Source organism: Vibrio harveyi NBRC 15634 = ATCC 14126 = KCTC 12724 (assembly GCF_001591145.1).
GTDB lineage: Bacteria > Pseudomonadota > Gammaproteobacteria > Enterobacterales > Vibrionaceae > Vibrio > Vibrio harveyi.
This window is the reverse complement of sequence record NZ_BCUF01000006.1, coordinates 82,620-105,213: the sequence shown is the minus strand read 5'-3', so window position 1 is coordinate 105,213 and position 22,594 is coordinate 82,620. Positions and strand designations below refer to the sequence as shown.

Annotated in this window: 18 protein-coding genes; 11 read left to right on the top strand and 7 right to left on the bottom strand. The window is 44.3% G+C overall.

The features are described from left to right. Positions 1-115 precede the first annotated feature (115 nt). Positions 116-1,312, bottom strand: a complete 1,197-nt coding sequence (locus VHA02S_RS05165; RefSeq protein ID WP_005444740.1) for an acetate kinase — start codon at positions 1,310-1,312, stop codon at positions 116-118. A 345-nt stretch (positions 1,313-1,657) separates the two neighbouring features. Between VHA02S_RS05165 and yfbV the strand changes: the two genes are divergently transcribed. The 6 genes from yfbV (at position 1,658) to VHA02S_RS05130 (ending at position 8,714) form a co-directional block, all read left to right on the top strand. Beyond that, positions 1,658-2,110 (top strand): terminus macrodomain insulation protein YfbV, encoded by a 453-nt coding sequence (gene yfbV, locus VHA02S_RS05160; protein ID WP_005444743.1) that lies wholly within the window; start codon positions 1,658-1,660, stop codon positions 2,108-2,110. 315 nt (positions 2,111-2,425) lie between these two features. Next, positions 2,426-3,391 (top strand): ABC transporter substrate-binding protein, encoded by a 966-nt coding sequence (locus tag VHA02S_RS05150; RefSeq protein ID WP_005444747.1) that lies wholly within the window; start codon positions 2,426-2,428, stop codon positions 3,389-3,391. A gap of 55 nt (positions 3,392-3,446) precedes the next feature. Then, the gene (locus VHA02S_RS05145; RefSeq protein WP_038897681.1) at positions 3,447-4,382 is read left to right on the top strand and encodes an ABC transporter permease; all 936 of its coding nucleotides are present in this window, start codon (positions 3,447-3,449) and stop codon (positions 4,380-4,382) included. Further along, positions 4,379-5,173, top strand: coding sequence for an ABC transporter ATP-binding protein (locus VHA02S_RS05140; RefSeq protein WP_017189369.1), 795 nt, complete (start codon positions 4,379-4,381; stop codon positions 5,171-5,173). Before VHA02S_RS05145 ends, VHA02S_RS05140 begins: the two co-directional genes overlap by 4 nt. A 140-nt stretch (positions 5,174-5,313) precedes the next feature. Then, positions 5,314-7,140, top strand: a complete 1,827-nt coding sequence (malZ, locus tag VHA02S_RS05135) for a maltodextrin glucosidase (protein ID WP_038897682.1) — start codon at positions 5,314-5,316, stop codon at positions 7,138-7,140. A 113-nt stretch (positions 7,141-7,253) separates the two neighbouring features. Then, positions 7,254-8,714: a sensor domain-containing diguanylate cyclase gene (locus VHA02S_RS05130; RefSeq protein WP_017189371.1), complete on the top strand. Its 1,461-nt coding sequence runs from the start codon at positions 7,254-7,256 to the stop codon at positions 8,712-8,714. Positions 8,715-8,779: 65 nt separating this feature from the next. Here VHA02S_RS05130 and dusC read toward each other — a convergent pair whose 3' ends face one another. Next, a complete protein-coding gene (gene dusC, locus VHA02S_RS05125; RefSeq protein WP_038897683.1) occupies positions 8,780-9,739 on the bottom strand; it encodes a tRNA dihydrouridine(16) synthase DusC in 960 nt (319 codons plus the stop codon). Positions 9,740-9,926: 187 nt separating this feature from the next. On the opposite strand from dusC, the gene VHA02S_RS05120 reads away from it, so the two are divergent. After that, positions 9,927-10,535, top strand: coding sequence for an SEC-C metal-binding domain-containing protein (locus VHA02S_RS05120; RefSeq protein WP_038897684.1), 609 nt, complete (start codon positions 9,927-9,929; stop codon positions 10,533-10,535). An 81-nt stretch (positions 10,536-10,616) separates the two neighbouring features. On the opposite strand, the gene dsbB is transcribed toward VHA02S_RS05120, so the two are convergent. Together dsbB and nhaB are read right to left on the bottom strand one after the other, a co-directional pair. Beyond that, complete coding sequence (gene dsbB / locus VHA02S_RS05115) at positions 10,617-11,153, bottom strand: disulfide bond formation protein DsbB (RefSeq protein WP_017189373.1); 537 nt, start codon at positions 11,151-11,153, stop codon at positions 10,617-10,619. Positions 11,154-11,238: 85 nt separating this feature from the next. Further along, on the bottom strand, positions 11,239-12,825 hold the full coding sequence (gene nhaB / locus VHA02S_RS05110; protein ID WP_009698498.1) for a Na(+)/H(+) antiporter NhaB: 1,587 nt from the start codon (positions 12,823-12,825) through the stop codon (positions 11,239-11,241). A gap of 639 nt (positions 12,826-13,464) precedes the next feature. On the opposite strand from nhaB, the gene fadR reads away from it, so the two are divergent. Continuing rightward, positions 13,465-14,304 carry a fatty acid metabolism transcriptional regulator FadR gene (fadR, locus tag VHA02S_RS05105; RefSeq protein WP_005444763.1) on the top strand — a complete coding sequence of 280 codons (840 nt, stop codon included), beginning with the start codon at positions 13,465-13,467 and terminating at the stop codon, positions 14,302-14,304. A 107-nt stretch (positions 14,305-14,411) separates the two neighbouring features. Here fadR and VHA02S_RS05100 read toward each other — a convergent pair whose 3' ends face one another. Together VHA02S_RS05100 and metG are read right to left on the bottom strand one after the other, a co-directional pair. After that, the gene (locus tag VHA02S_RS05100) at positions 14,412-15,218 is read right to left on the bottom strand and encodes a hypothetical protein (RefSeq protein ID WP_038897685.1); all 807 of its coding nucleotides are present in this window, start codon (positions 15,216-15,218) and stop codon (positions 14,412-14,414) included. Between the two features lie 213 nt (positions 15,219-15,431). Beyond that, positions 15,432-17,492, bottom strand: coding sequence for a methionine--tRNA ligase (metG, locus tag VHA02S_RS05095; protein WP_017817847.1), 2,061 nt, complete (start codon positions 17,490-17,492; stop codon positions 15,432-15,434). Between the two features lie 157 nt (positions 17,493-17,649). On the opposite strand from metG, the gene apbC reads away from it, so the two are divergent. The 3 genes from apbC to VHA02S_RS05080 all read left to right on the top strand — a co-directional run bounded on the left by apbC (position 17,650) and on the right by VHA02S_RS05080 (position 21,830). Beyond that, positions 17,650-18,726, top strand: coding sequence for an iron-sulfur cluster carrier protein ApbC (gene apbC / locus VHA02S_RS05090; protein WP_026000246.1), 1,077 nt, complete (start codon positions 17,650-17,652; stop codon positions 18,724-18,726). Positions 18,727-18,907: 181 nt separating this feature from the next. Beyond that, complete coding sequence (udk, locus tag VHA02S_RS05085; protein ID WP_005433235.1) at positions 18,908-19,549, top strand: uridine kinase; 642 nt, start codon at positions 18,908-18,910, stop codon at positions 19,547-19,549. 190 nt (positions 19,550-19,739) lie between these two features. Then, positions 19,740-21,830, top strand: a complete 2,091-nt coding sequence (locus VHA02S_RS05080) for an AsmA family protein (RefSeq protein WP_038897686.1) — start codon at positions 19,740-19,742, stop codon at positions 21,828-21,830. 99 nt (positions 21,831-21,929) lie between these two features. Here the strand turns inward: VHA02S_RS05080 and cobO are convergent, their stop codons facing one another. Then, positions 21,930-22,535, bottom strand: a complete 606-nt coding sequence (gene cobO, locus VHA02S_RS05075) for a cob(I)yrinic acid a,c-diamide adenosyltransferase (RefSeq protein ID WP_005444774.1) — start codon at positions 22,533-22,535, stop codon at positions 21,930-21,932. Positions 22,536-22,594 lie beyond the last annotated feature (59 nt).

The window sequence follows — 22,594 nt, the reverse complement described above, 5'->3', positions numbered from 1 at the left end:
GGGGATAAAAGCTCAACTCTTATTCCATGAATAATTCAGAGAATAGGAGTTAAGCCCCTAAGAAATTCTTTTGGAAGAAAAACTGGCTAGCCGAGTGGCTAGCCAGTTCAATCTATTAAAGACCTGCTAGGCGTGCAGTGTCTTCAGCAATTACTAGCTCTTCGTTAGTAGAGATAACCATTGCTGGGATACGGCTGTTAGCTGTAGTGATAGTACCTTCGCCGCCGAAACGTGCTTTAAGGTTAGCTTCACCATCAACTTCGATACCGAAGATACCTAGACGGTTTAGAACCATTTCACGGATAGGACCAGAGTTTTCGCCGATACCGCCAGTGAACGTGATTGCGTCTAGACGACCTTCCATAGAAGCAGTGTAACCAGCTACGTACTTAGCTAGACGGTGACAGAACACGTCCATTGCACGAGTTGCTTCTTCTTTCTCACCGTAGTTGTCTTCAACGAAACGACAGTCAGAAGTCACTTCAGTTAGACCAGCAAGACCAGACTCTTTAGTTAGCATGTTGTTGATTTCTTCAACAGAGTAACCTAGAGCGTCGTGTAGGTGGAATACGATAGCTGGGTCGATATCACCACAACGAGTACCCATTACTAGACCTTCAAGAGGAGTAAGACCCATAGAAGTGTCTACAGATTGACCGTTCTTAATTGCACAAACAGAAGCACCGTTACCTAGGTGACAGTTGATGATGTTTACTTCTTCAACTGGCTTGTTTAGTAGGCCTGCAACTTCACGAGTGATGAATAGGTGTGAAGTACCGTGCATGCCGTAACGACGGATACCGTGCTCTTTGTATAGTTTGTATGGAAGAGCGTATAGGAAAGACTCTTCAGGCATAGTTTGGTGGAACGCAGTGTCGAATACAGCAACGTTTTGAAGCTCTGGGAAGTTGTGTTTAGCAGCTTCGATACCGATGATGTGCGCTGGGTTGTGAAGCGGTGCGAAAGTCGCAGCGTCTTGAATACCTTTTAGTACGTCATCAGTGATTAGTGCAGATTGAGTGAACTGCTCACCACCGTGTACGATACGGTGACCGATAGCGCCTAGGTTAGCTTTAAGCTCTGGCTTAGAAGCAAGAATAGTTTCAACCATGAACGCTAGTGCTTCTTCGTGTGCTGCACCGTTGCCTAGTTGAGCTTCGTGTTTACCGTCAAGTTTCCACTTGATACGTGCTTCAGGAAGGTGAAGACATTCAGCAAGACCTGATAGGTGCTCTGCACCTGTTTCTGCATCAACAACAGCAAATTTAAGAGAAGAACTACCGCAGTTTAAAACTAAAACTAGCTTAGACATGTGTGACTACCTGTTATTCGTCTGATCAAAATCAGTTAAAGGATGAAAAATTAATCACAAGAATAGACGATACCGCCAAGGGTGCGTACTAATCTTGGTCAAAAATTGTTCTAATTCCGTATAAATGAATAGTGATGAACCCATCCACCACTATGAAGCGATCCGTGCAGAATAAAATCTCGGAGTTGCTTAAATTGTAAATAACGGCAACAATGAGATTGAGGGTCTGCAAAGGATAACGATAATAGGCAATGATAACAAAAAAATTTTGAAAGAATATTAACTTTCATCAATTTTTTGCGCCTTCAGTTGAAATGTTCAACTATTTTTTAGTGAGAGAGCGGTATGAGCAAACAAGTCGGATTGATCCATAGCCTGAAAGACGGCCAGAGTTACATGGAGATCTGGCCGGTTCGTAAAGAGCTGAACGCCATTTTTCCCGAACAACGCATTATTAAAGCAACACGCTTTGGCATTAAAGTGATGCCAGCGGTTGCAGCAATCAGTGTGCTCACTCAAATGGCTTTTAACAATTATGATGCGCTTCCTCAAGCCATTGTGGTTGCACTGTTCGCAATCAGCATGCCACTGCAAGGCATGTGGTGGTTGGGCAGCCGTTCCAATACTAAGTTGCCACCTGCTTTAGCATCGTGGTATCGAGAGCTGCACCAAAAAATTACCGAAACAGGATTTGCTTTAGAGCCTGCTAAAGCGCGTCCAAGATATAAAGAGCTCGCAGTAATTTTAAACCGAGCTTTTCGCCAACTGGATAAGACTTCATTAGAGCGTTGGTTCTAATCTTCTTGTTCGGTCATCAACTCATTGAAATGGAGTGTGCTTTTAGCCACTCCATTTTTTATGCCCGCAACATGGTTTTTTACTCTTTGCTTATTTGTAATCACCGCCTCTCGTGCCGATTGTGAGATCACAAATGTTACTTTGTTGTTAAATCTTACTTTTCTTTCCTGAGACTTAGCGTTAATAATGATAATTAGATGCACAAAAAGTGCGCAGCTATAAACACAACATCCCATCTTCTACTTCAAAGACTCGTGAGTACGTCAGCAACATTGTGCTTGCAGTTCAAGGACGAAGAAACATCAAGGAGTCATGATGAAAACAAAACGTTTACTCGCCATTGCTATTCTTGCTACGACCACGGCTTTTTCTTCCGCTAGCGTTCTGGCTAAAACCGCGACAGTCGCGGTATCACAGATTGTTGAACACCCTGCTTTGGATGCAACTCGTCAAGGGTTGTTAGACGGTCTGAAAGCCAAAGGGTATGAACAAGGGAAGAACTTAGAGTTTGACTACAAGACAGCGCAAGGTAATCCAGCAATCGCCGTTCAGATCGCACGCCAGTATGTAGGAGAAAGCCCAGACGTCCTCGTGGGTATAGCAACGCCATCAGCACAAGCTTTGGTCTCTGCGACTCGCTCTATTCCTGTTGTGTTTACTGCAGTGACGGACCCTGTTGGTGCCAAGTTGGTCAAATCGATGAGTCAACCAGGAAAGAATGTCACAGGACTCTCTGATTTATCTCCGGTCGCACAGCACGTTGCGTTGATTCAGGAAATCTTACCTTCGGTGAAATCCATTGGCGTGGTTTACAACCCAGGGGAAGCAAATGCCGTCACCTTGGTACAGTTATTGAAAGAGAGTGCAGAGTCAAAAGGATTAAAAGTTGTGGAAGCGACGGCACTGAAAAGCGCAGATGTACAATCTGCAACTCAAGCTATTGCAGCGAAATCGGACATCATTTACGCACCAACAGATAACACGGTTGCAAGCGCGATTGAAGGAATGATCGTTGCCGCAAACCAAGCGAAGAAACCGGTATTTGGAGGCGCGACGTCATATGTTGAGAAAGGGGCTATCGCAAGCTTAGGTTTTGACTACTACCAAGTCGGTGTTCAAACAGCCGATTACGTGGCAGCTATTCTTGAAGGGCAAGATCCGGGTAAGTTAGATGTAAAAGTGGCGACAGGCTCAGATCTTGTCGTGAATGAAGGCGCGGCAAGTAAGCTTGGTATTCAATTGCCAGGTTCTGTTGTGAAACGTGCAACTAGTATGCAGTAAGCGTTGTTTTTAGGTCGGTGTTCTACCGATCTGATCTATGCAGAAAGGAGCAGTTATGTCTGCATTTGCTTTTTTTGGTGCGCTCGAGATAGGGCTTATCTACGGCTTGGTCGCCTTGGGCGTTTACCTTACGTTTCGTGTTCTTGACTTTCCGGACCTAAGCGTTGACGGTAGTTTCCCTATGGGGGCGGCTGTTGCAGCAACAGCCATCGTTGCGGGTATCAACCCTTGGTTAGCAACGGGACTGGCGATAATCGCTGGTGGCATGACCGGGTGGGTAACCGCTTTTCTTGCCGTTCGTTGCGGCATCCTTCATCTTCTTGCCTCAATCCTGACCATGATTGCGGCATTTTCCATCAACATCCGCATCATGGGAAAACCGAATATGGCGCTACTAGGCGAAGATACGATTCTGACGCCTTTTGAAGTCATGGGAGATGCGATGTACATCCGACCATTGGTCGTGGGCGTATTGGTTTTACTCTCTGCGTTATTTGTTGTGCGCCTTCTAAATAGTGATTTTGGTTTAGGGTTAAGAGCAACAGGCGTAAACGCTCGAATGGTCGCGGCACAAGGAGCCAGTACGGGATTCTACACGTATTTTGGTTTGGCATTATCCAACGGATTTGTTGGTTTTGCTGGGGCTCTGTTTGCTCAAACAAATAGCTTTGCCGATGTCACGTCTGGTGTAGGGACGATTGTGGTTGGTTTAGCGGCGGTGATCCTTGGTCAGACTTTGATTCCAGGACGCAAAATCTGGGTTGCTGTTTGCGCGGTAATTATTGGTTCGGTGTTGTACCGTCTGGCGGTTGCTTTTGCGCTGAGTTCCGGCATGTTTGGTTTGCAAGCATCGGATCTAAATCTGGTGACAGCGGTGCTGGTGGCGGTCGCTCTAATTGCACCGAAACTTAAACAGAGGATGAAAGCAAAGCAGCGAGTGAGTAATGCCAAACAAGCGGCATCCAAAAACGGCTCAGGGGAGGCGCTATGATTGAACTTAATGACATTCAGGTGACGTTTAACCCTGGTACGATTTTAGAAAATCGAGCCTTAAAGAGCGTGTCCCTAGAGGTTCCTGAGCATCAATTTCTTACGGTGATTGGCTCTAACGGTGCGGGGAAATCAACTCTACTCGGAGCCGTGACGGGGGAAACGCCAATGATTAGCGGAAAGGTGATCATTGATGGGAAAGACGTGACACGGAAAACCGTTGCTCAGCGTGCTACTCAATGTGCGAGGGTGTTCCAAGACCCATTGGCTGGTACATGTGGTGAGCTTTCCATCGAAGAAAATATGGCGCTTGCTTACATGCGAGGAAAACGTCGTGGTTGGGGAATGGCTCTTTCTACTAAACGCCGTAAGCTGTTTCAGGAACGCATCAGCATTCTTGGCTTGGGGTTAGAAGATCGCTTAGGTGACAGCATTGGTCTACTCTCAGGAGGACAGCGACAGGCTGTCAGCCTTGTAATGGCAACACTTTCAGACAGTAAGCTGTTGTTGCTTGATGAGCATACCGCCGCGTTGGACCCTCGTATGGCAGCGTTTGTTATTGATTTAACTAAACGCATTGTTACTGAGTTCGACCTTACTGTGATGATGGTGACGCATTCCATGAAAGACGCGTTAGCGTGTGGTGACAGAACCGTCATGCTTCACCAAGGTGAAATAGTGCTAGATGTGGCAGGGGAGCAACGTAAAAATATGCAAGTTCCCGACTTGCTTGAAATGTTCTCTAAAGTGCGCGGAGAAGAGCTGGCTGACGATAGTCTCCTACTAAACTAGCATTGACTGCTCATCGACTACGCCTACCAAACGTGATCCTCCTTAAGAAAATGACCTATACGGTATTTTTAAAAGGAGGATTTTTAGGCAGAAGCTCTTTATTAAAATAGTAGAATATTCCAACACAAAGAGCACTTGCCATGTCCCTTCCATTTATCTTCCATAGCCAAACGAAAGATGGTCTTGAATTCGATGGTGAACGGCTGACCGTCGTTCTCAAAACGGATGACACCCAATTCGATCGCATCCACGTAAGGTGCGAGCCTGATAATGAAGAATATCTCATTGAGATGCAGCCTCATGGTAAAGCTGGTGAGTTGCAGTTGTGGAAAGGTCAGTTTGCTCCAAACAAAGATCGAGACGTGACACATTACGTGTTTAAACTTGTTAAGGGGGCGAGCCAGTTCTGGTTAGACGCGAGAGGTGTGCATAAGCGCGTTCCGCCCAAAGAGTTTCACTTTAAGTTAAACGTACAATCTCAGCCGCCAAGCTGGGTTCAAGAGCAAGTCTTCTATCAGATCTTCCCAGATCGTTTTGCTGCTAGTCAGGAGCATACCGCTATAAAAAATGCTTATGCACATCACGATTCAAGTGCCATGGTGAAGGCGTGGGGAGATGCCGTTGGAACGCACCAAAATACGGGGGCTCGCGAGTTCTTTGGTGGGGATCTAAAAGGCATTGAACAAAAGCTGGATTATCTATCCGGTCTGGGTGTCACAGCACTTTACTTTAACCCAGTTTTTACAGCGCCAAGTAATCATAAATATGACACAACGGATTACTTCCAGATTGACCCTATGTTTGGCACGAATGAGCAGTTTGCGCAGTTGTGTGAGCAAATTCGTGGCAAACAAATGAAGATTGTTTTGGATGCTGTGTTTAACCACACGTCTGTTCATCATCCTTGGTTTGATATCAAGCAAGAAGGTCAGGGCGCTTATGGAAATCCCAATTCAGATTTCCGTGATTATTACTTCTTCGAAGGTCAAACCAACAACTATATTGGCTGGAAAGGGATTGGTAACCTCCCTGTTCTCAATTTCGAAAATGAACAGGTACGTGATTACATCTACCAAAGTGAAGAAGCTGTGATCAAACATTGGCTCAAACCTCCTTATTGTGTAGATGGTTGGCGCTTCGACGTTATCCATATGCTAGGCGAGGGCGATGGTGCGAAGAATAATGCCCACTATGTGGAAGCTTTCCGTCAAGCTGCTAAGTCCACCAATCCGAATGCATATGTGTTAGGTGAACACTTCTTTGAGGCAACGCAGTGGCTACAAGGTGGACAAGAAGATGGAGCGATGAACTATTATGGCTTTGCCCACCCTGTACGTGCGTTATTTGCCAAACAAGACATTATGTATGATCCGATTGATATCAATGCGTTGGATTTCAAAGAATGGGTAGATGAAGCTCGTGCCAAAGTACCGTTTGCAAATCAGCTGTCGCAGCTTAATCAATTAGACAGTCATGATACCGCCCGTTTTCTGACGCTATTAAATGGAAATGAAGAAAAAATGCAAATGGCGCTTGCATTATTGATGACTTACGTTGGAACACCTTGTCTTTACTATGGCAGTGAAGTTGGACTAGAGGGAGGGCTCGACCCAGACAATCGACGTTGTTTCCCTTGGGACCAAATAACGACTTCTAAATGGTTACCTTTGTATAAGGAATGGATAGAAATCCGTAAGAAATACAAGGCACTACAATGTGGTAGCTTACAATGGCTTCATTGTGGTGAACAAGTCATGGCATATGTGCGTCAATGGCAAGATGAAGCAATAGTTGTGGCATTTAACCTTAGCAGCAGTGACCAAGATGTTAACCTACCATTGTGGCAACTTGGCTTAAATGCTAAACACCTGCATCAATTATTAGACAAAGGTGAACTAATGCCTGTTGAACGTCATTTTTCTGTCAATATCCCAGCAATGAACTGCAAAGTATGGCAGATGGAGTGACTTCGAGCGCCTTCTTTATTAAAATTTATGAATACATAAGTGAAAAACTATAAATAGCCCTTCGATAGCCTAAGCTTTCGAAGGGCTGATATTATTATAATCAATGGTGTTCAATGGGTACTAAAAGGCGATTTAGCCTCAAGTTTGTCATCTTCTTCCCCCTACTATTATTCCTTGCCGTCATGGTGGTGACTGCAAAGAACTACTACGACGCGATGAATCGCTACATTACATTAGAGTACGCGCAAGTTGATCGTGCTATTAATCGTGCTATCAAAGTATTAACGGCGCTGGATTACAGCTTTGTTAACTACTCCAACCCAGCTCACCCTCTGTTTCAAGAGCACAATCATATGATCAAAAATGATCTGTGTTTTGTTTGGCCGATTGATGTGCTGCTTTTAGAAAACAAGCACTCCGGAGGTCTGCCTGCCGTTGAGCTTGACTACATGATTGTTGGACAAAAAGAACTGTGTGAACCAGGAACTAAACTGTTTAAGTTGGCAGAACAAAAAGCAGGCTTTGCTCCGTCTTTGTCATTTCTACATGATATCGAATCACATGTGATTGGTATTCACTATATTGATCAGCGTGGGTATGTTATTTCTTCTCCAGATACTTACGCTCAGTACTTTTCCAAAGCACTTTGGGAGACTTTAAAGGCGAGACCTTTCTGGCAGAAAACAGCGCAGGAAACCGTCAAAGTAACCATGTCTGGTCCCGCACCGATGTTAGATCGGCACGATGGGCAAGTAGTGAGCCTGACTGTACCTATCTACGAAAAGGGTAAACACCAAGGCGTTTTATCCATAGATTTTGATGTGGATAACTTACTTGAAACGAATGAAAACCTAATAGGTAAGTTACATATCATCTCTGGAATGATGGACATACCTAAGCATGTAATCCGTTTACAGCCAATAGAACATGAGCGTTTGAGCTCAAATCATCGCATATTCTATGAATACAATTGGTGGGATGAATTTAAGAATTTATTAGTCTTTGAAAAGTACAGCGTGGCTGTAGCGTTTTTCATCTACGTACTGAGTACTGTGGCCTTGTTCTTAGTGAATACCCGTACAGAGCGCCGTTATTTCCAAGAACTGGCGGCAAAAGACCCAATGACGGGGCTGCTAAACCGCCGTGGCATACAAGCGGTTTGGCGCAATAAAATGACCAAAAAACATGTTGCGCTCGCAGTGTTTGATATCGATGACTTCAAAGCAATCAATGATACACATGGTCATGATGTCGGCGACGATGCTATCCGTCTGGTTGCAAAGTGCATACGCGAGAACATCCGCCACTCGGACGTCGCATCCCGTTTTGGTGGCGAAGAGTTTGTCTTAGCGATTTATGATGAAGACTTTGACAGTATGCTTCGCATCTTAGAGCGTGTGCGAAGCGCAATTGCTAAAAACTCACGAAAAGTGGTGTCTGGTGGGTTCACAGTGTCGGGAGGGGTTGAGTTTCAGTCTTCTCCTCAACTGGAAAGCTTTGATGAGCTATTCAAACTTGCCGATGAAAAGCTTTACGAAGCGAAGAGCACGGGCAAGAACAAGATTTGCTATTAAGAATAGAGAAATACAAAAGGGCGATATCATCGCCCTTTTTTATGTACTAATGGGTTTATTCCGCGCTAAGCGACGCGAGATTGCAACTCATCTCGGTAGCGCTGAATATGTTCAACAATAGGCGCGGCTTTGTTAAACGTGCGGATTTCTCTAAATAGCTCGTTGGCTTCTGGGTAAGCTTGACGTAGATAGGAGAACCATTGTTTTACGCGGTTAGGGTAATACAGACCTTTGTCGCCCTTCATCTCAAATTGAGAGTAGTAAATCAGCAGTTCGACAACTTCTGACCAAGCCATTGGCTTATGATCGTATTTCACCATGTTACCAAGGTTTGGGATATTAAAGGCACCACGGCAAACCATCAGAGAATCAACGCCAGTCATTTCGATGCAGCGTTGACCATCTTCGTAATTCCAAATCTCGCCATTTGCGATTAACGGGATATCAAAACGCTCGCGGATCTTTGTGATGTATTCCCATTTGATTTCAGAAGCTTTATAACCACCTTGCTTTGTACGAGCATGAACCGTTAACTCATTCGCGCCGGCAGATTGAATCGCGTCAACGATTTCAAAGCAGTCTTCAGGTTTTTCCCAACCTAAACGGATTTTTGCGGTAACAGGAATATCCGTAGGTACCGCGTCACGGCACGCTTTTACAACGTTATGGATCAACTCCGGATGCTGCAATAAAGCCGCTCCACCTTTACTTTTATTCACCAATCGAGCAGGGCATCCGAAATTAAGATCAATGCCACGAGCACCAAGTTCTGCCGCCTTGATTGCGTTTTCTGCCATCCAATTAGGCTCTTGTCCAAGTAATTGAACGTGAACAGGTACGCCAGACGCGGTTTGTGACCCTTGAAGAAGTTCTGGACACAAACGGTGGAATACGTGATCAGGTAAAAGCTGATCGATCACTCGAACAAATTCTGTCACACACAGATCATAGTCGTTAATTTCGGTCAGGATTTGGCGCATCAAATGGTCCAAAACGCCTTCCATTGGACCTAATACAACTCGCATAGTTTACCTAATACACTTTGGTGGGAAAAAAGAGGGCGATTGTAGCGATGTGAGTGAAGTTTGTCATTAAAAGACTCATCAGCATCGAGTGACATCAACGAGCATCCTATATACCCAAGCATCTCGAGGTTACTTGGGTATAAGCTCTGGGGTATAATGCCGCCAAATTTATGAGAAACCAGATGTCATGCAATACACATTAATTGAGAAAGGTGAAGTTCAGTTCGATGAGTCTTCATTGTTTTTGGAAGGGGCAGTGCTCGCTGCTAACCTAACCACAAAACCATTAGCGCCAGAAACGTGGCTAGAGCCACTGCTTGGTGAGGGCTTTAAAGCTCTTCAGCCTGTCATCGAAGAGCAAATTCACAAACAACACAATTACATCCTGAGAAATGAGTACTCGATTCTCGCGTTGACCAACGATGATTCAGATCAGTTAGCTGACTTTGCTGAAGGTTTTATGTCTGTATGGTCCATGATTGAAGAGCAATGGCATGATGTCGTGCTCAACGATGGCTTAGAGCGTATGTTGCAAGCTTTGCTTACGACAATGATGCTAGCGATTGATGAAGAGCAAACGCAACAGCAAATGCGTGATGCGGGTATTGAAACACCGCCAGCACTAAAGGATTTTATTGATCAGCTTGATTTGATGATTAACGAAGTGGCGCTTGGTGCTGATGAGCTAATGGTAGGTAAAAAATCCAAGAGCTTGAATCCGTTTAAGGATGTCGGTCGTAATGACCCTTGCCCATGTGATAGTGGTAAGAAGTTCAAGCAGTGCTGTGGTAAGTAATTGAACTAAAGATAAAAAGCCGACCATGAGGTCGGCTTTTTTGATTGGTTTAATCTGCTTTTAGTGCAATCAGTTGGAGCGTTACTGAATAGGGTTTTTACGCTTTCCGCCAAAGAACTGGGCAATCACAATAAAGGCAAGGGCGACTAAGTTACCTGCAAAGATCACCACAAGCCACTGAGGCATGGAAAGACCAAGGAACTGCCAAACGATCTTCGCACAATCGCCGTATGCTTCAAACATCCACGGAACCCATTGGTTTAATGGTGCCCAGCTAGGGAATGTGACAAACAAATCGCACGTTGCAAATGGCGATGGGTTGAACTGATAGTCCACATGTTGCATCGCTAACATCAAGCCTTTGTAAGCACTTGCTCCCCATGCGGCGAGCGCAATCCAACGTACTAATGGGTTATTGGGTGCAACAAGACCAATCATGGCAGCCACGCCAATCCCCATCATAGCGACACGTTCATAAATACACATGACACAAGGTGCCAGCATCATTACGTGTTGGAAGAAGAGGGCGCAAGCTTCAAAAAAGATGATAGCTAAAAGAAGGAGGAGCCAAGATAAGCGTCCCTTCGAAAACTGGTTTAGTGATGCAAAAATACTCACGATTACGATCCTGTTTGAAATATAAAAAAGCTCTGATTACTCAGAGCTTTTTAACTTGGATAAGTTTCCTAATCAACTCAAATTTTTAGTGTCCACCTGACACAACTGGAGCTAGATCACCACTACTAGGTACAATCCAGCCTGCATCGTAGAAGAATGCTGTCGCTGGTTCTAGGAAGAACATGATACCCATCAGACCAACAAGCGCTAATACAACCGTGTAAGGAAGCGCCATGATCACCATGCGACCGTATGATAGACGAATCAATGGTGCCAGTGCTGATGTTAGTAGGAATAGGAATGCGGCTTGACCGTTTGGTGTTGCAACTGACGGTAGGTTAGTACCTGTGTTGATTGCTACTGCTAGTAGGTCAAACTGCTCACGAGTGATCAAACCTTCCATCAATGCCGCTTTCACTTCATTGATGTAAACCGTACCAACAAACACGTTATCCGATACCATCGATAACAGACCATTTGCTACGTAGAATAAAGCGAGCTGTGTGCCTTTATCTTCTACTGCGAGTACAGAGTCAATCACAGGTTTAAATAGTTCTTGGTCAATAATTACCGCAACAACCGAGAAGAAAACAGCAAGTAACGCGGTGAAAGGCAGTGCCTCTTCAAACGCTTTACCCATTGAGTGTTCCTCGATAACACCAGTGAACGATGTTGCTAGAATAATCACTGAAAGACCAATCAAACCAACGGCTGCCAAGTGAAGCGCTAGCGCAACAATCAGCCAAACCGCGATTAGGCTTTGAACCCATAGTTTTGCAACGTCTTGGTTAGTACGAGTCTTGCGCTCTTCACGGTCGAAATCTACAAGGATCTGACGAACGTTATCAGGCAGCTGCGCACCGTAACCAAACACTTTAAGCTTCTCAACAACGGCACAAGTAATCAGACCGCAGAAGAATACAGGCAGCGTTACTGGAGCCATGCGGATCAAGAACTCACCAAAGAACCAACCTGCTTGGTCAGCAATAATCAAGTTTTGAGGTTCACCAACCATGGTTGTTACACCACCGAGCGCGGTACCCACACCTGCGTGCATCAATAGTGAACGCAAGAAAGCACGGTAGTTCTCAAGGTCGTCACGTGTTAGCTCAGTAATCGTGTCATCTTGAGTATGGTCATGATCACCAATTGGGTTACCAGAAGCGACTTTGTGGTAAATCGAGTAGAAACCTACCGCTACGCTGATAACCACCGCGATTACAGTCAGTGCATCTAGGAATGCTGACAAAAATGCTGCGGCGAAACAGAACGCGAGGGAGAGTAGCGTTTTCGAACGAATACCAAGCAGGATCTTTGTAAAGATGAACAGCAGAAGCTGCTTCATAAAGTAGATACCGGCAACCATGAATACCAATAGTAGAAGTACTTCGATATTCGCAACTAGCTCATGCTTCACCTGGGCAGGGCTAGTCATCCCGATAGCGACCGCTTCAATTGCAAGTAAACCACCTGGCTGAAGTGGGTAACACTTAAGCGCCATTGCTAGTGTGAAAATAAATTCCGCAACTAACAACCAACCTGCAACAAATGGGTCAATTAGGAAGAAGACAATCGGGTTAATAATTAGGAAGGCTATAATGGCAACTTTGTACCAATCAGGCGCTTTACCAAGGAAATTCTTGATAAAGGCATTTCCGAGCGACATCGGCATGATAATTCTCTTTATAACAAAATTATGAATAGACACTACAATAGTGCTTAAGTATCTGTTTGTTAGACTTATTATTTAGTCTTTTAAAACAATAACTTAGAAAAACAACAATCCATTGTTTTACTGTAGTCTTGCCAAGTTACTTCCCCTGAACTTAAGCACCGCTCACTTTCGACCGCAACTCTACACCCCGGCATTTATTAGTCAATAACAAAACGTGATGCTGCCGACTAAAACTGCTTTTTATTTGTAATAACGCGATCAAAACGGCGTTACTATACCACGAAAAGATTAAAAAAAATCACCTTGGAATTTAAAACCAAGTCAATTACTAGAAAAGATAAATTAAGAAAGAATATTAATCGTAAAACACAAATTTATTTTGCATATTTTGAGCAGAAAAGTGTGACGGGGTAGGCTTTATTTTTCCTGAGTTTGTGGTCTGTACATTTTATTCAAAATATAAATTTTGCGCGTTTGGTTCCAAGTGGTTAACGTTTTAAATTGAAAATATATGTAGAGTATTAACTCTATATTGAGATTTCGTTTCATTTATTGATCGTTAATTTTCGCAAATCGTTAAGTAGTGGTATGATGAGTCGTATCGACCCTTAGAAATCAAGATTGGATAAAAACAGAATGGTCATTAAGGCTAAAAGCCCTGCGGGTTTCGCAGAAAAATACATTATCGAGAGCATTTGGAACGGCCGCTTTCCACCTGGCTCAATTTTACCCGCTGAACGTGAGCTATCTGAACTAATTGGTGTTACCCGTACGACTCTACGTGAAGTACTTCAACGTCTTGCTCGTGATGGCTGGTTGACTATTCAGCACGGTAAGCCAACCAAAGTGAACCAATTTATGGAGACATCTGGTCTGCATATCTTGGACACGCTGATGACTCTAGATGTTGATAACGCGACAAACATCGTCGAAGACCTGCTTGCTGCACGTACTAACATCAGCCCTATCTTCATGCGTTATGCATTCAAAGCAAACAAAGAAGCGTCTGAGCGTACTATTCAAAACGTTATCGAGTCATGTGAAGCTCTAGTAAAAGCACCTTCATGGGACGATTTTATCGCGGCATCTCCTTATGCCGATAAGATTCTGCAAAGCGTGAAAGAAGACACGGAGAAGGATGAGGCGAAACGTCAGGAAATCCTGATTGCTAAGACGTTCAACTTCTATGATTACATGTTGTTCCAACGCTTAGCGTTCCATTCTGGCAACCAAATTTACGGTTTGATCTTTAACGGTTTGAGAAAACTGTACGATCGTGTGGGCAGCTACTACTTCTCAAATCCAGCATCACGAGATCTAGCGCTGCGCTTCTACCGCCAACTTCTAGAAACGTGTGAAACCGGTCAACGTGATCAGCTTCCTGTTGTGATTCGTCACTATGGTATGGAAAGTGCTCAGATCTGGAATGAGATGAAGCAAGAACTGCCGACCAACTTCACGGAAGACGACAGTTAATCAGCGCTCTTAGCAAAAGATTCAAATACAAAACCGCAGGCATGTACCTGCGGTTTTTTTATTATTAGTAGTAACTCACCGAGAGCAGTCAAACCATCATCGAATCGTTAAGCTAAGGACAGTCTGGGCAATGGTAGGTAAAGGGTCTCTATGATGTCTGAGAGCATCTGGTCATAGGTATTGAACACAGTAAGGGACAAATCAGAAGTAATGTCGTACAACTCCTCTTCGCTCAGTGACAGTATTTCACCTTCTATATATTCATTTAGAGATTGAATCGACCTAGCGGACATCGGAGAGGCAACGCTCAAGGGGCTAATTACTGCCAATTGATTGAGCCTTCTAATCATTACCGATGCGTAATTTCTCATCCTTTCAGGCCCTCCTCTGTCTTGCATGTCTTGAATGCTGATACGGAGCTGTGTCAGCGTTTCTAAGCTATCAATCACGGTTTGCCAATTCATATGGTACTCGTCATGTAACTCGTCTCTCTGGGCAATAGCGAGCCATGCGATGGTAACCTCATCCATTAAGAACAAACTATGGCGGATCAGTTTGCCATGCTCCATCTGATTCCGTGCTACCGTGTTGTCCTGCCATTGTTCCATCAACTTATCGATTTTGATTTGCAGCACGCGATACATGGGTTTGTTCTCAAAGCGAGAAGTTTCCACGAGCTGATGCAGTTTATAACCTAACTCCTGATGAATTTGCTCTATCTCTTTTTCATGATGTTGTTGGTATTGGATAGAGTAGTGGGTCACCGCTCGGTGACGGCGTAGTAGGTGAACCACATCGCGTAATAAGGTGAGTAATTGATATTTGCGAGCATGTTGTTTTTCTCGCTTCGCTGCCAAATGATAGATCCCTGCCAGAATGGCAATCGAGATCAAAGTAGAAATCAAAACAAACATAACCAACTCCTTGTTAGTGCTGTTGACCTAGCAACTAAGTAAGAGCATCTTTGATGCCAATAGTTAAGTTGTTTTAAAACAGTAGCTTAGCTTTTTTATGAATAAAGAACTGTACGATTTTGGTGCGTAATTTCACCAAAAGTGTGAATTTTGTCAAAAAAAATCCCCGCCAAATTGGGCGGGGATTTTTACGTTTGATCGTAAAGTGACGAATTACATTACACGCATGCCTGGTTGAGCACCTTCATGTGGCTCAAGGATCCATAGGTCGCTGCCACCAGGGCCCGCTGCTAGGATCATGCCTTCTGACATACCAAACTTCATCTTACGAGGTTTTAGGTTCGCTACCATTACGGTTAGCTTGCCTTCTAGCTCTTCAGGTTTGTAAGCTGACTTGATGCCAGAGAATACCTGACGAGTTTCACCGCCGATGTCTAGTTGGAACTTAAGCAGTTTGTTTGCTTTTGGCACTTCTTCACACGAGATGATGCGAGCAATACGCATATCAACCGCTGCAAAAGCATCGAACTCAATCTCTTCAGCGATTGGATCTTTATCTAGCTCAGTTTGGCTAGCTTTGTTCTTTTCTGCTTCCGCTTTTTCTTTTGCTGCCATTTCTGCCGCAGCGTCTTCCTTCGATGCTTCGATCATCGCTTCGATGTTCTTAGGATCGATACGGTTGAACAACGCTTTGAACTTAGTGATCTCGTGACCAGTCAGTGGTGCAGCGATGCCTTCCCAAGTTAGCTCTTCGTTTAGGAATGCTTCAGTACGCGCTGCTAGTGCAGGCATCACTGGTTTTAGGTAAGTCATCAGCACGCGGAACAGGTTAATGCCTACAGAACAGATTTCTTGCAGTTCCTGATCTTTGCCTTCTTCTTTTGCAACAACCCAAGGTGCTTTTTCGTCAACGTATTGGTTTGCTTTGTCTGCTAGTGCTGTGATTTCACGGATCGCACGACCAAACTCACGAGTTTCGTAAAGCTCTGCAATGCGGTCTGCTGCTGCAACGAATTCGTTGTATAGCTCAGGTTCTGCAAAGTTTTCAGCCAACTTGCCTTCAAAACGTTTAGAGATGAAGCCAGCGTTACGAGAAGCTAGGTTAACGATTTTGTTTACTACGTCAGCGTTAACACGTTGAGTGAAGTCTTCAAGGTTAAGGTCTAGGTCGTCGATACGGCTGTTTAGTTTTGCAGCGTAGTAGTAACGCAGACACTCTGGGTCTAGGTGGTTTAGGTAAGTGCTTGCTTTAACAAACGTACCTTTAGACTTAGACATCTTCGCACCGTTTACTGTTACGTAGCCGTGTACGAATACATTGTTTGGTTTACGGAAACCGCTGCCTTCTAGCATTGCTGGCCAGAATAGTGAGTGGAAGTAAACAATGTCTTTACCGATGAAGTGGTAAAGCTCAGTTGAGCTGTCTTTCTTCCAGTATTCGTCGAAGTCTAGACCTTCAGTCTTGTCACATAGGTTCTTGAAAGAAGCCATGTAGCCAACTGGTGCATCTAGCCATACGTAGAAGAATTTGTTCTTCTCGCCTGGGATTTCGAAGCCAAAGTAAGGCGCATCACGTGAGATGTCCCACTGTTGCAAACCAGACTCGAACCACTCTTGCATCTTGTTAGCAGTTTCAGATTGTAAAGAACCTGAACGAGTCCACTCTTTTAGCATGCTTTCGAACTGAGGTAGGTCGAAGAAGAAGTGCTCAGAGTCTTTCATGACTGGCGTTGCGCCAGATACTGCTGATTTCGGGTTAATCAGTTCAGTTGGGCTGTACGTCTCACCACAGTTATCACAGTTGTCACCGTATTGGTCTTCTGACTTACACTTAGGACAAGTACCTTTTACGAAACGATCCGGTAGGAACATTTCTTTCTCAGGGTCGAACAACTGAGAGATAGTGCGGCTAGAGATAAAGCCGTTTTTCTTCAGCTCAAGGTAGATGTGAGACGCTAGCTCGCGGTTCTCGTCTGAGTGTGTGCTGTGGTAGTTATCAAAGCTAATATCAAAGCCAGCGAAGTCTTTCTGATGCTCTTCGCTTACTGCAGCGATCATCTCTTCTGGTGTAATTCCCATCTGTTGTGCTTTTAGCATGATTGGCGTGCCGTGAGCATCGTCAGCACAGATGAAGTTTACAGTGTTGCCACGTAGGCGTTGGTAGCGAACCCAGATATCAGCTTGAATGTGCTCAAGCATGTGACCTAGGTGAATCGAACCATTAGCGTACGGAAGGGCACAAGTTACCAGCAGTTTTCTTGGATCGTTTGCCATACTTAATAATCGCTTTTTGATAGGTATAAAAAATAGAGAGTAATACTACCCCATGAGCTTCCTAACGCCAAGGCATCAAACCATGGATTGCCTTAGTTTTTTTGGGGTTCTGAATCTCGCCGCTGGGTGCTACGATTAGATGCATAAAGGAGGTCTCATGCATCAGTTCACTTCAAAACAAGATTTTTGTCATTGGCTCAACCAGTTCCAACATCCACAGTTGGTGGAAAACTGGGCGGACATTCACGGTATTGTCGTGATTCCCGCACAAGGTGGCATTCAAATCACTTTACCTTTCGCGAGTAACGAACTTCAAGTTTCGTTATCCGATTGGATACAAGAGCAACAGGCATCAGGTGACGTTCCTGCATTTGATTTCCAGATTGAGCTCAACGTTAAAGCACTTGAGACTCAAGTCACCAATGCGGTAAAGGGCGTTAAAAACATTATTGCGGTAAGTTCCGCGAAAGGTGGGGTTGGGAAATCAACCACAGCAGTAAACCTTGCCCTCGCAATTGCGCAATCCGGAGCAAAAGTAGGTTTGTTAGATGCCGATATTTATGGTCCATCGGTTCCTATGATGCTTGGTCAAGAAGACGCTAAGCCTGAAGTTCGTGATGCTAAGTGGATGGAGCCTATTTTTGCCCACGGAATCTATACTCATTCTATTGGCTACTTAGTCGATAAATCGGAAGCAGCCATTTGGCGTGGTCCCATGGCCTCTAAGGCCTTATCACAGCTACTGACAGAAACGGATTGGCCAGAGCTTGATTACTTGGTGATTGATATGCCACCGGGTACGGGGGATATCCAACTAACGCTGTCTCAGCAAATTCCAGTAACAGGTACGGTGCTTGTTACAACACCGCAAGATCTCGCATTGGCGGACGCACGTAAAGGTGCGGCGATGTTCCATAAAGTCAACGTGCCTGTTGTCGGCGTCGTTGAGAACATGAGTTACCACATTTGTAGTCAGTGTGGGGCTGTTGAGCATATTTTCGGTACTGGTGGTGCAGAGAAAATGTCACAAGAATTTGGCTTGGCGCTGCTTGGGCAAATTCCGCTTCATATCTCTATGCGAGAAGACATTGATGCTGGTATTCCGACCGTGGCGAGACGTCCGAATAGCGAACACGCTGGTTATTATAAACAACTTGCTGATCGTGTTTGTTGTACAATGTATTGGCAAGGCAAAGCCAAACCTGATGCAATCAGTTTTACTATGGTGAACTGAGTTTAATATTAGCACTGGTTGAATATTGTTCATTTAAACGTTTGCTCGGAGGTTAATCCTCTGAGCTGACAGAAACTTATAACGAAACCCTAATTCCAACTAGTAACGAACGGGTGAACTCCCTATAATCAGGCAGTTTATCTTTTTATGTGACTAGAAAATCATCATCGGGTGCAAATTAATGTCTGATAATAATCAATGCGTCATCGTAGGTATTGCTGGCGCTTCTGCTTCTGGAAAAAGTCTGATCGCGAGCACTATTTACAATGAGCTTCGCGAGAAAGTGGGCGATCATCAAATCGGTGTCATCACGGAAGATTGCTACTACAACGACCAAAGCCAACTAAGCATGGAAGAGCGTGTAAAGACTAACTACGACCACCCGAGCGCGTTAGACCACGACCTGCTGTGTGAACACTTAGAAAAATTGGTTCGTGGCGAAGCAGTAGAAGTACCAGAGTACAGCTACACTGAGCACACTCGTACAAGCAATACCACTCCAATGACCCCTAAAAAGGTCATCATTCTTGAAGGTATCTTGCTTCTGACTGATCCGCGTCTTCGCGACTTAATGCACGCGACAGTATTTATGGATACACCATTAGATATCTGTCTATTGCGTCGTGTTAAACGTGACGTTGAAGAGCGTGGTCGTACAATGGAATCTGTTCTTAAGCAATACCAGCAGACAGTACGTCCGATGTTCATGCAATTTATCGAACCTTCTAAGCAATACGCGGACATCATCGTACCTCGCGGTGGTAAAAACCGTATCGCAATCGATGTTCTTAAAGCGCACATTGCAAAACTTCTGAAAGCTTAAGCGTTTAGACGGCTATATCGCTTTATTTTTGTATGAAGAAGTGGCACCTTAGGTGCCACTTCTTTTTTTTGTTTTTAAATTAGTCAGTTGCACTACAAAATCGGACATTTTTCACGCTTTCGTGGAACGGTCAGCGATAAAACAAGTCTGTGCTTATAATTGTAAAAACACTCGAGCAAGGAAAAAGCGAATGAAGAAACTGCTCTTAATCATTGCCATTCCAATTGTGGCGATCTTAGCTGTCATTTTAGGGTTGGTTATTTTTGTCAATCCAAACCAATTTAAACCACTTATCGTGGAGCAAGCGCAAAAGCAAACTGGATTGGAACTCGTAATCGAAGGGGATATCAGCTGGCAGTTTTTCCCGTCGATTGGTTTCGAATTGGGTCGTACTGAACTGAGAAACCCACAAGGTTTTAGTCAACCAAACCTATTTAAAGTCGAGACAGTAGGTGTTGATGTCTCGGTTACCCCGCTATTAAGCAAACAGCTGGAAATTGGTAATGTCACCCTTGATGGTGCGGAGTTCTATCTTGAAACACTGAAAGATGGCACGAAGAACATTGATGCGTTAACCAAAGCACAAACTCAACAAGCAGAACAAACGACCGAAGCTTCGCCAGAAAAAGCGGAAGACTCACAAAGTGCTGCTTCTGATTGGACGATCAATCTCGCTGGAGTCAGCATTTCAAATGGCTATGTTGAAATCCAAGACAAGCAAACAGGTAGCTACACTAAGCTTTCTGACATTTCTTTAAACCTTTCTCAGTTTGCTTTTGATAACTGGACAACGGCTGATTTCGGCATGAAAGGTGAGATGAATGACCAAACGTTCACAGCACAAGGCAAAGCGGACTTTAAAGTAGCAAAAGGTCTGGCGAGCTACGCACTGAAAAACATCAACTTTGATGCGACTTACGCTGATCCTGCAAACAAAATTGACTCAGCAACTATTGGCCTAGATACGTTTGAGTTCGATAAAGTGAATAACTTGAGCTATGCATTGAAAGGTGACGCTGGTGGTATGAAGCTCGATATGCAAGGTGGTGGTGAGCTAAGTATCGATAAGGCGATCAGTAAGGTACAACTGAATAAGCTGACGTTGAATGCGACTTTTGAGGGAGATGCGCTACCGCAATCACCAATGAAAGTTGATATGGTCTCTGATCTTTCATTCGACCTCACTAAGAATCATCTGAGCTTTGTGCTCGAGAAACTTACGGCGAACGCAATTGCGCTCGATGGTAAAACAGATGTGACTCTGGGTGATATTCCTAAAGTACGTTTTGCAGTGCATAGTCCTAATATCGATTTGGACGAATTCCTTGGCTTGAATAAGCAAGCTCCAGCGGGTGATAAACCAGCATCAGGTGGCAACAGTAGTGCATCTACTGGTCCTGAAGTTGAGCCGGACTTGTCTGCACTAAAAACGCTTGATGTGAAAGGCAATATTACGATTGACAAATTTAAGGCGGCTAATGCGAAGATGGAAGCAGTGAAAGCAAGCTTCTCTGTTAATCGTGGTGTCTTTGATCTTACTTCATTCAGCTCTAAGTTGTACCAAGGCACGATCACTGCGACGGCCAAACTGGATGCGCGTAAATCACCTGCCACATACTCTGCGAAGAAATCAATCAAAGGTGTACAAGTCCAACCGTTACTTGTCGATGTAGCAAATAACGACATGCTGGAAGGTACTGGTAACATTGATGTCAATGTGAGTGGTAAGAGCCTAACGCCAACTGGCATCAAAAAGAACCTTGTTGGTACAGTGGTGATCAATTTTGCAGATGGTGCTGTGAATGGCATTAACGTTGCTCAGCTAATCCGCGAAAACTACGCGCGATTTAAAGGTCAAAGCATTGAAGGCACAGATGAAGTTAAGAAAACCGACTTCAGTGCGATGACCGCGACGTTGAAGTTAAATAAAGGCACGGTCTCAACGGATAACATGAAAGCGCAGTCTCCACTTCTTCGTGTTCGTGGTAAGGGGCAGGCAAACTACTTGAATGAAACTGTTGATTTCACCATTAGTACTTCGATAGTGGGTTCATTGGAAGGTCAGGGTGGTAAGACCATTGATGAATTGAAAGACATCACTATCCCTATCAACGTTTCTGGCAAATGGGCAGATCCTAAGTTCAAGCTAGTCTTTGATGACGTGTTGAAACAAAAAGCTCAGAAAGAAATTGATCGTGGAGTAGAGAAGCTCACGGACAAGATCAAAGATGAGAAAACAAAAGAGGCGGTAGATGGTTTGTTGAAGAACTTGTTCAACTAAAGGACCAAGCTTCTTTATGAGGATATAGGTAAAGTAAAAGGGTTGGCATTGAGCCAACCCTTTTTAGTTTTTAGTCTTTTTGGAAGCAACGGCGGACGCTTACCAATCTATGCCTTTCAGAGCTTTAACTCCGGATTCAAAGGCGTGCTTAACGTTTTTCACTTCTGATACTGTATCTGCCATTTCAATCAAAGTACGGTGCGCTCCACGTCCTGTAATGACGACCGATTGCATTTTAGGGCGATTATTTAGTGCTTCGACGACTTCGTCTAAGTCTATGTACCCGTAACTCACCATATACGTTAGTTCGTCGAACAGAACCACATCAATTGATTCATCGGCAAGCATACGCTTACATTCTTGCCAAACAAGTTGGGCGGCTTCAGTATCGGCTGTTTTGTTTTGGGTTTCCCAAGTAAAGCCTGTTGCCATAACTTGGAACTCAACACCTAGCTTTTCAAGTAGGTTACGCTCACCGTTATCCCATGTACCCTTGATAAACTGCGCTACGCTGCACTTCAAACCATGACCAACTGCACGCGCAATTGTACCAAAACCGGAAGTCGATTTGCCTTTCCCATTACCAGTGATGATCAGTAATAAACCTTTCTCCTCTTGGGCGGCTGCGATTTTCGCGTCTACCTGCTCTTTTACTTTTTGTTGGCGCGCCTTGTGGCGTGCTTCTTTGTTTTCGTCGATAGACATAATGCTTCCTCAATTCCTTTTTTGAACTGACCCAAGCCGATTTGGGTTCATTGAATTAT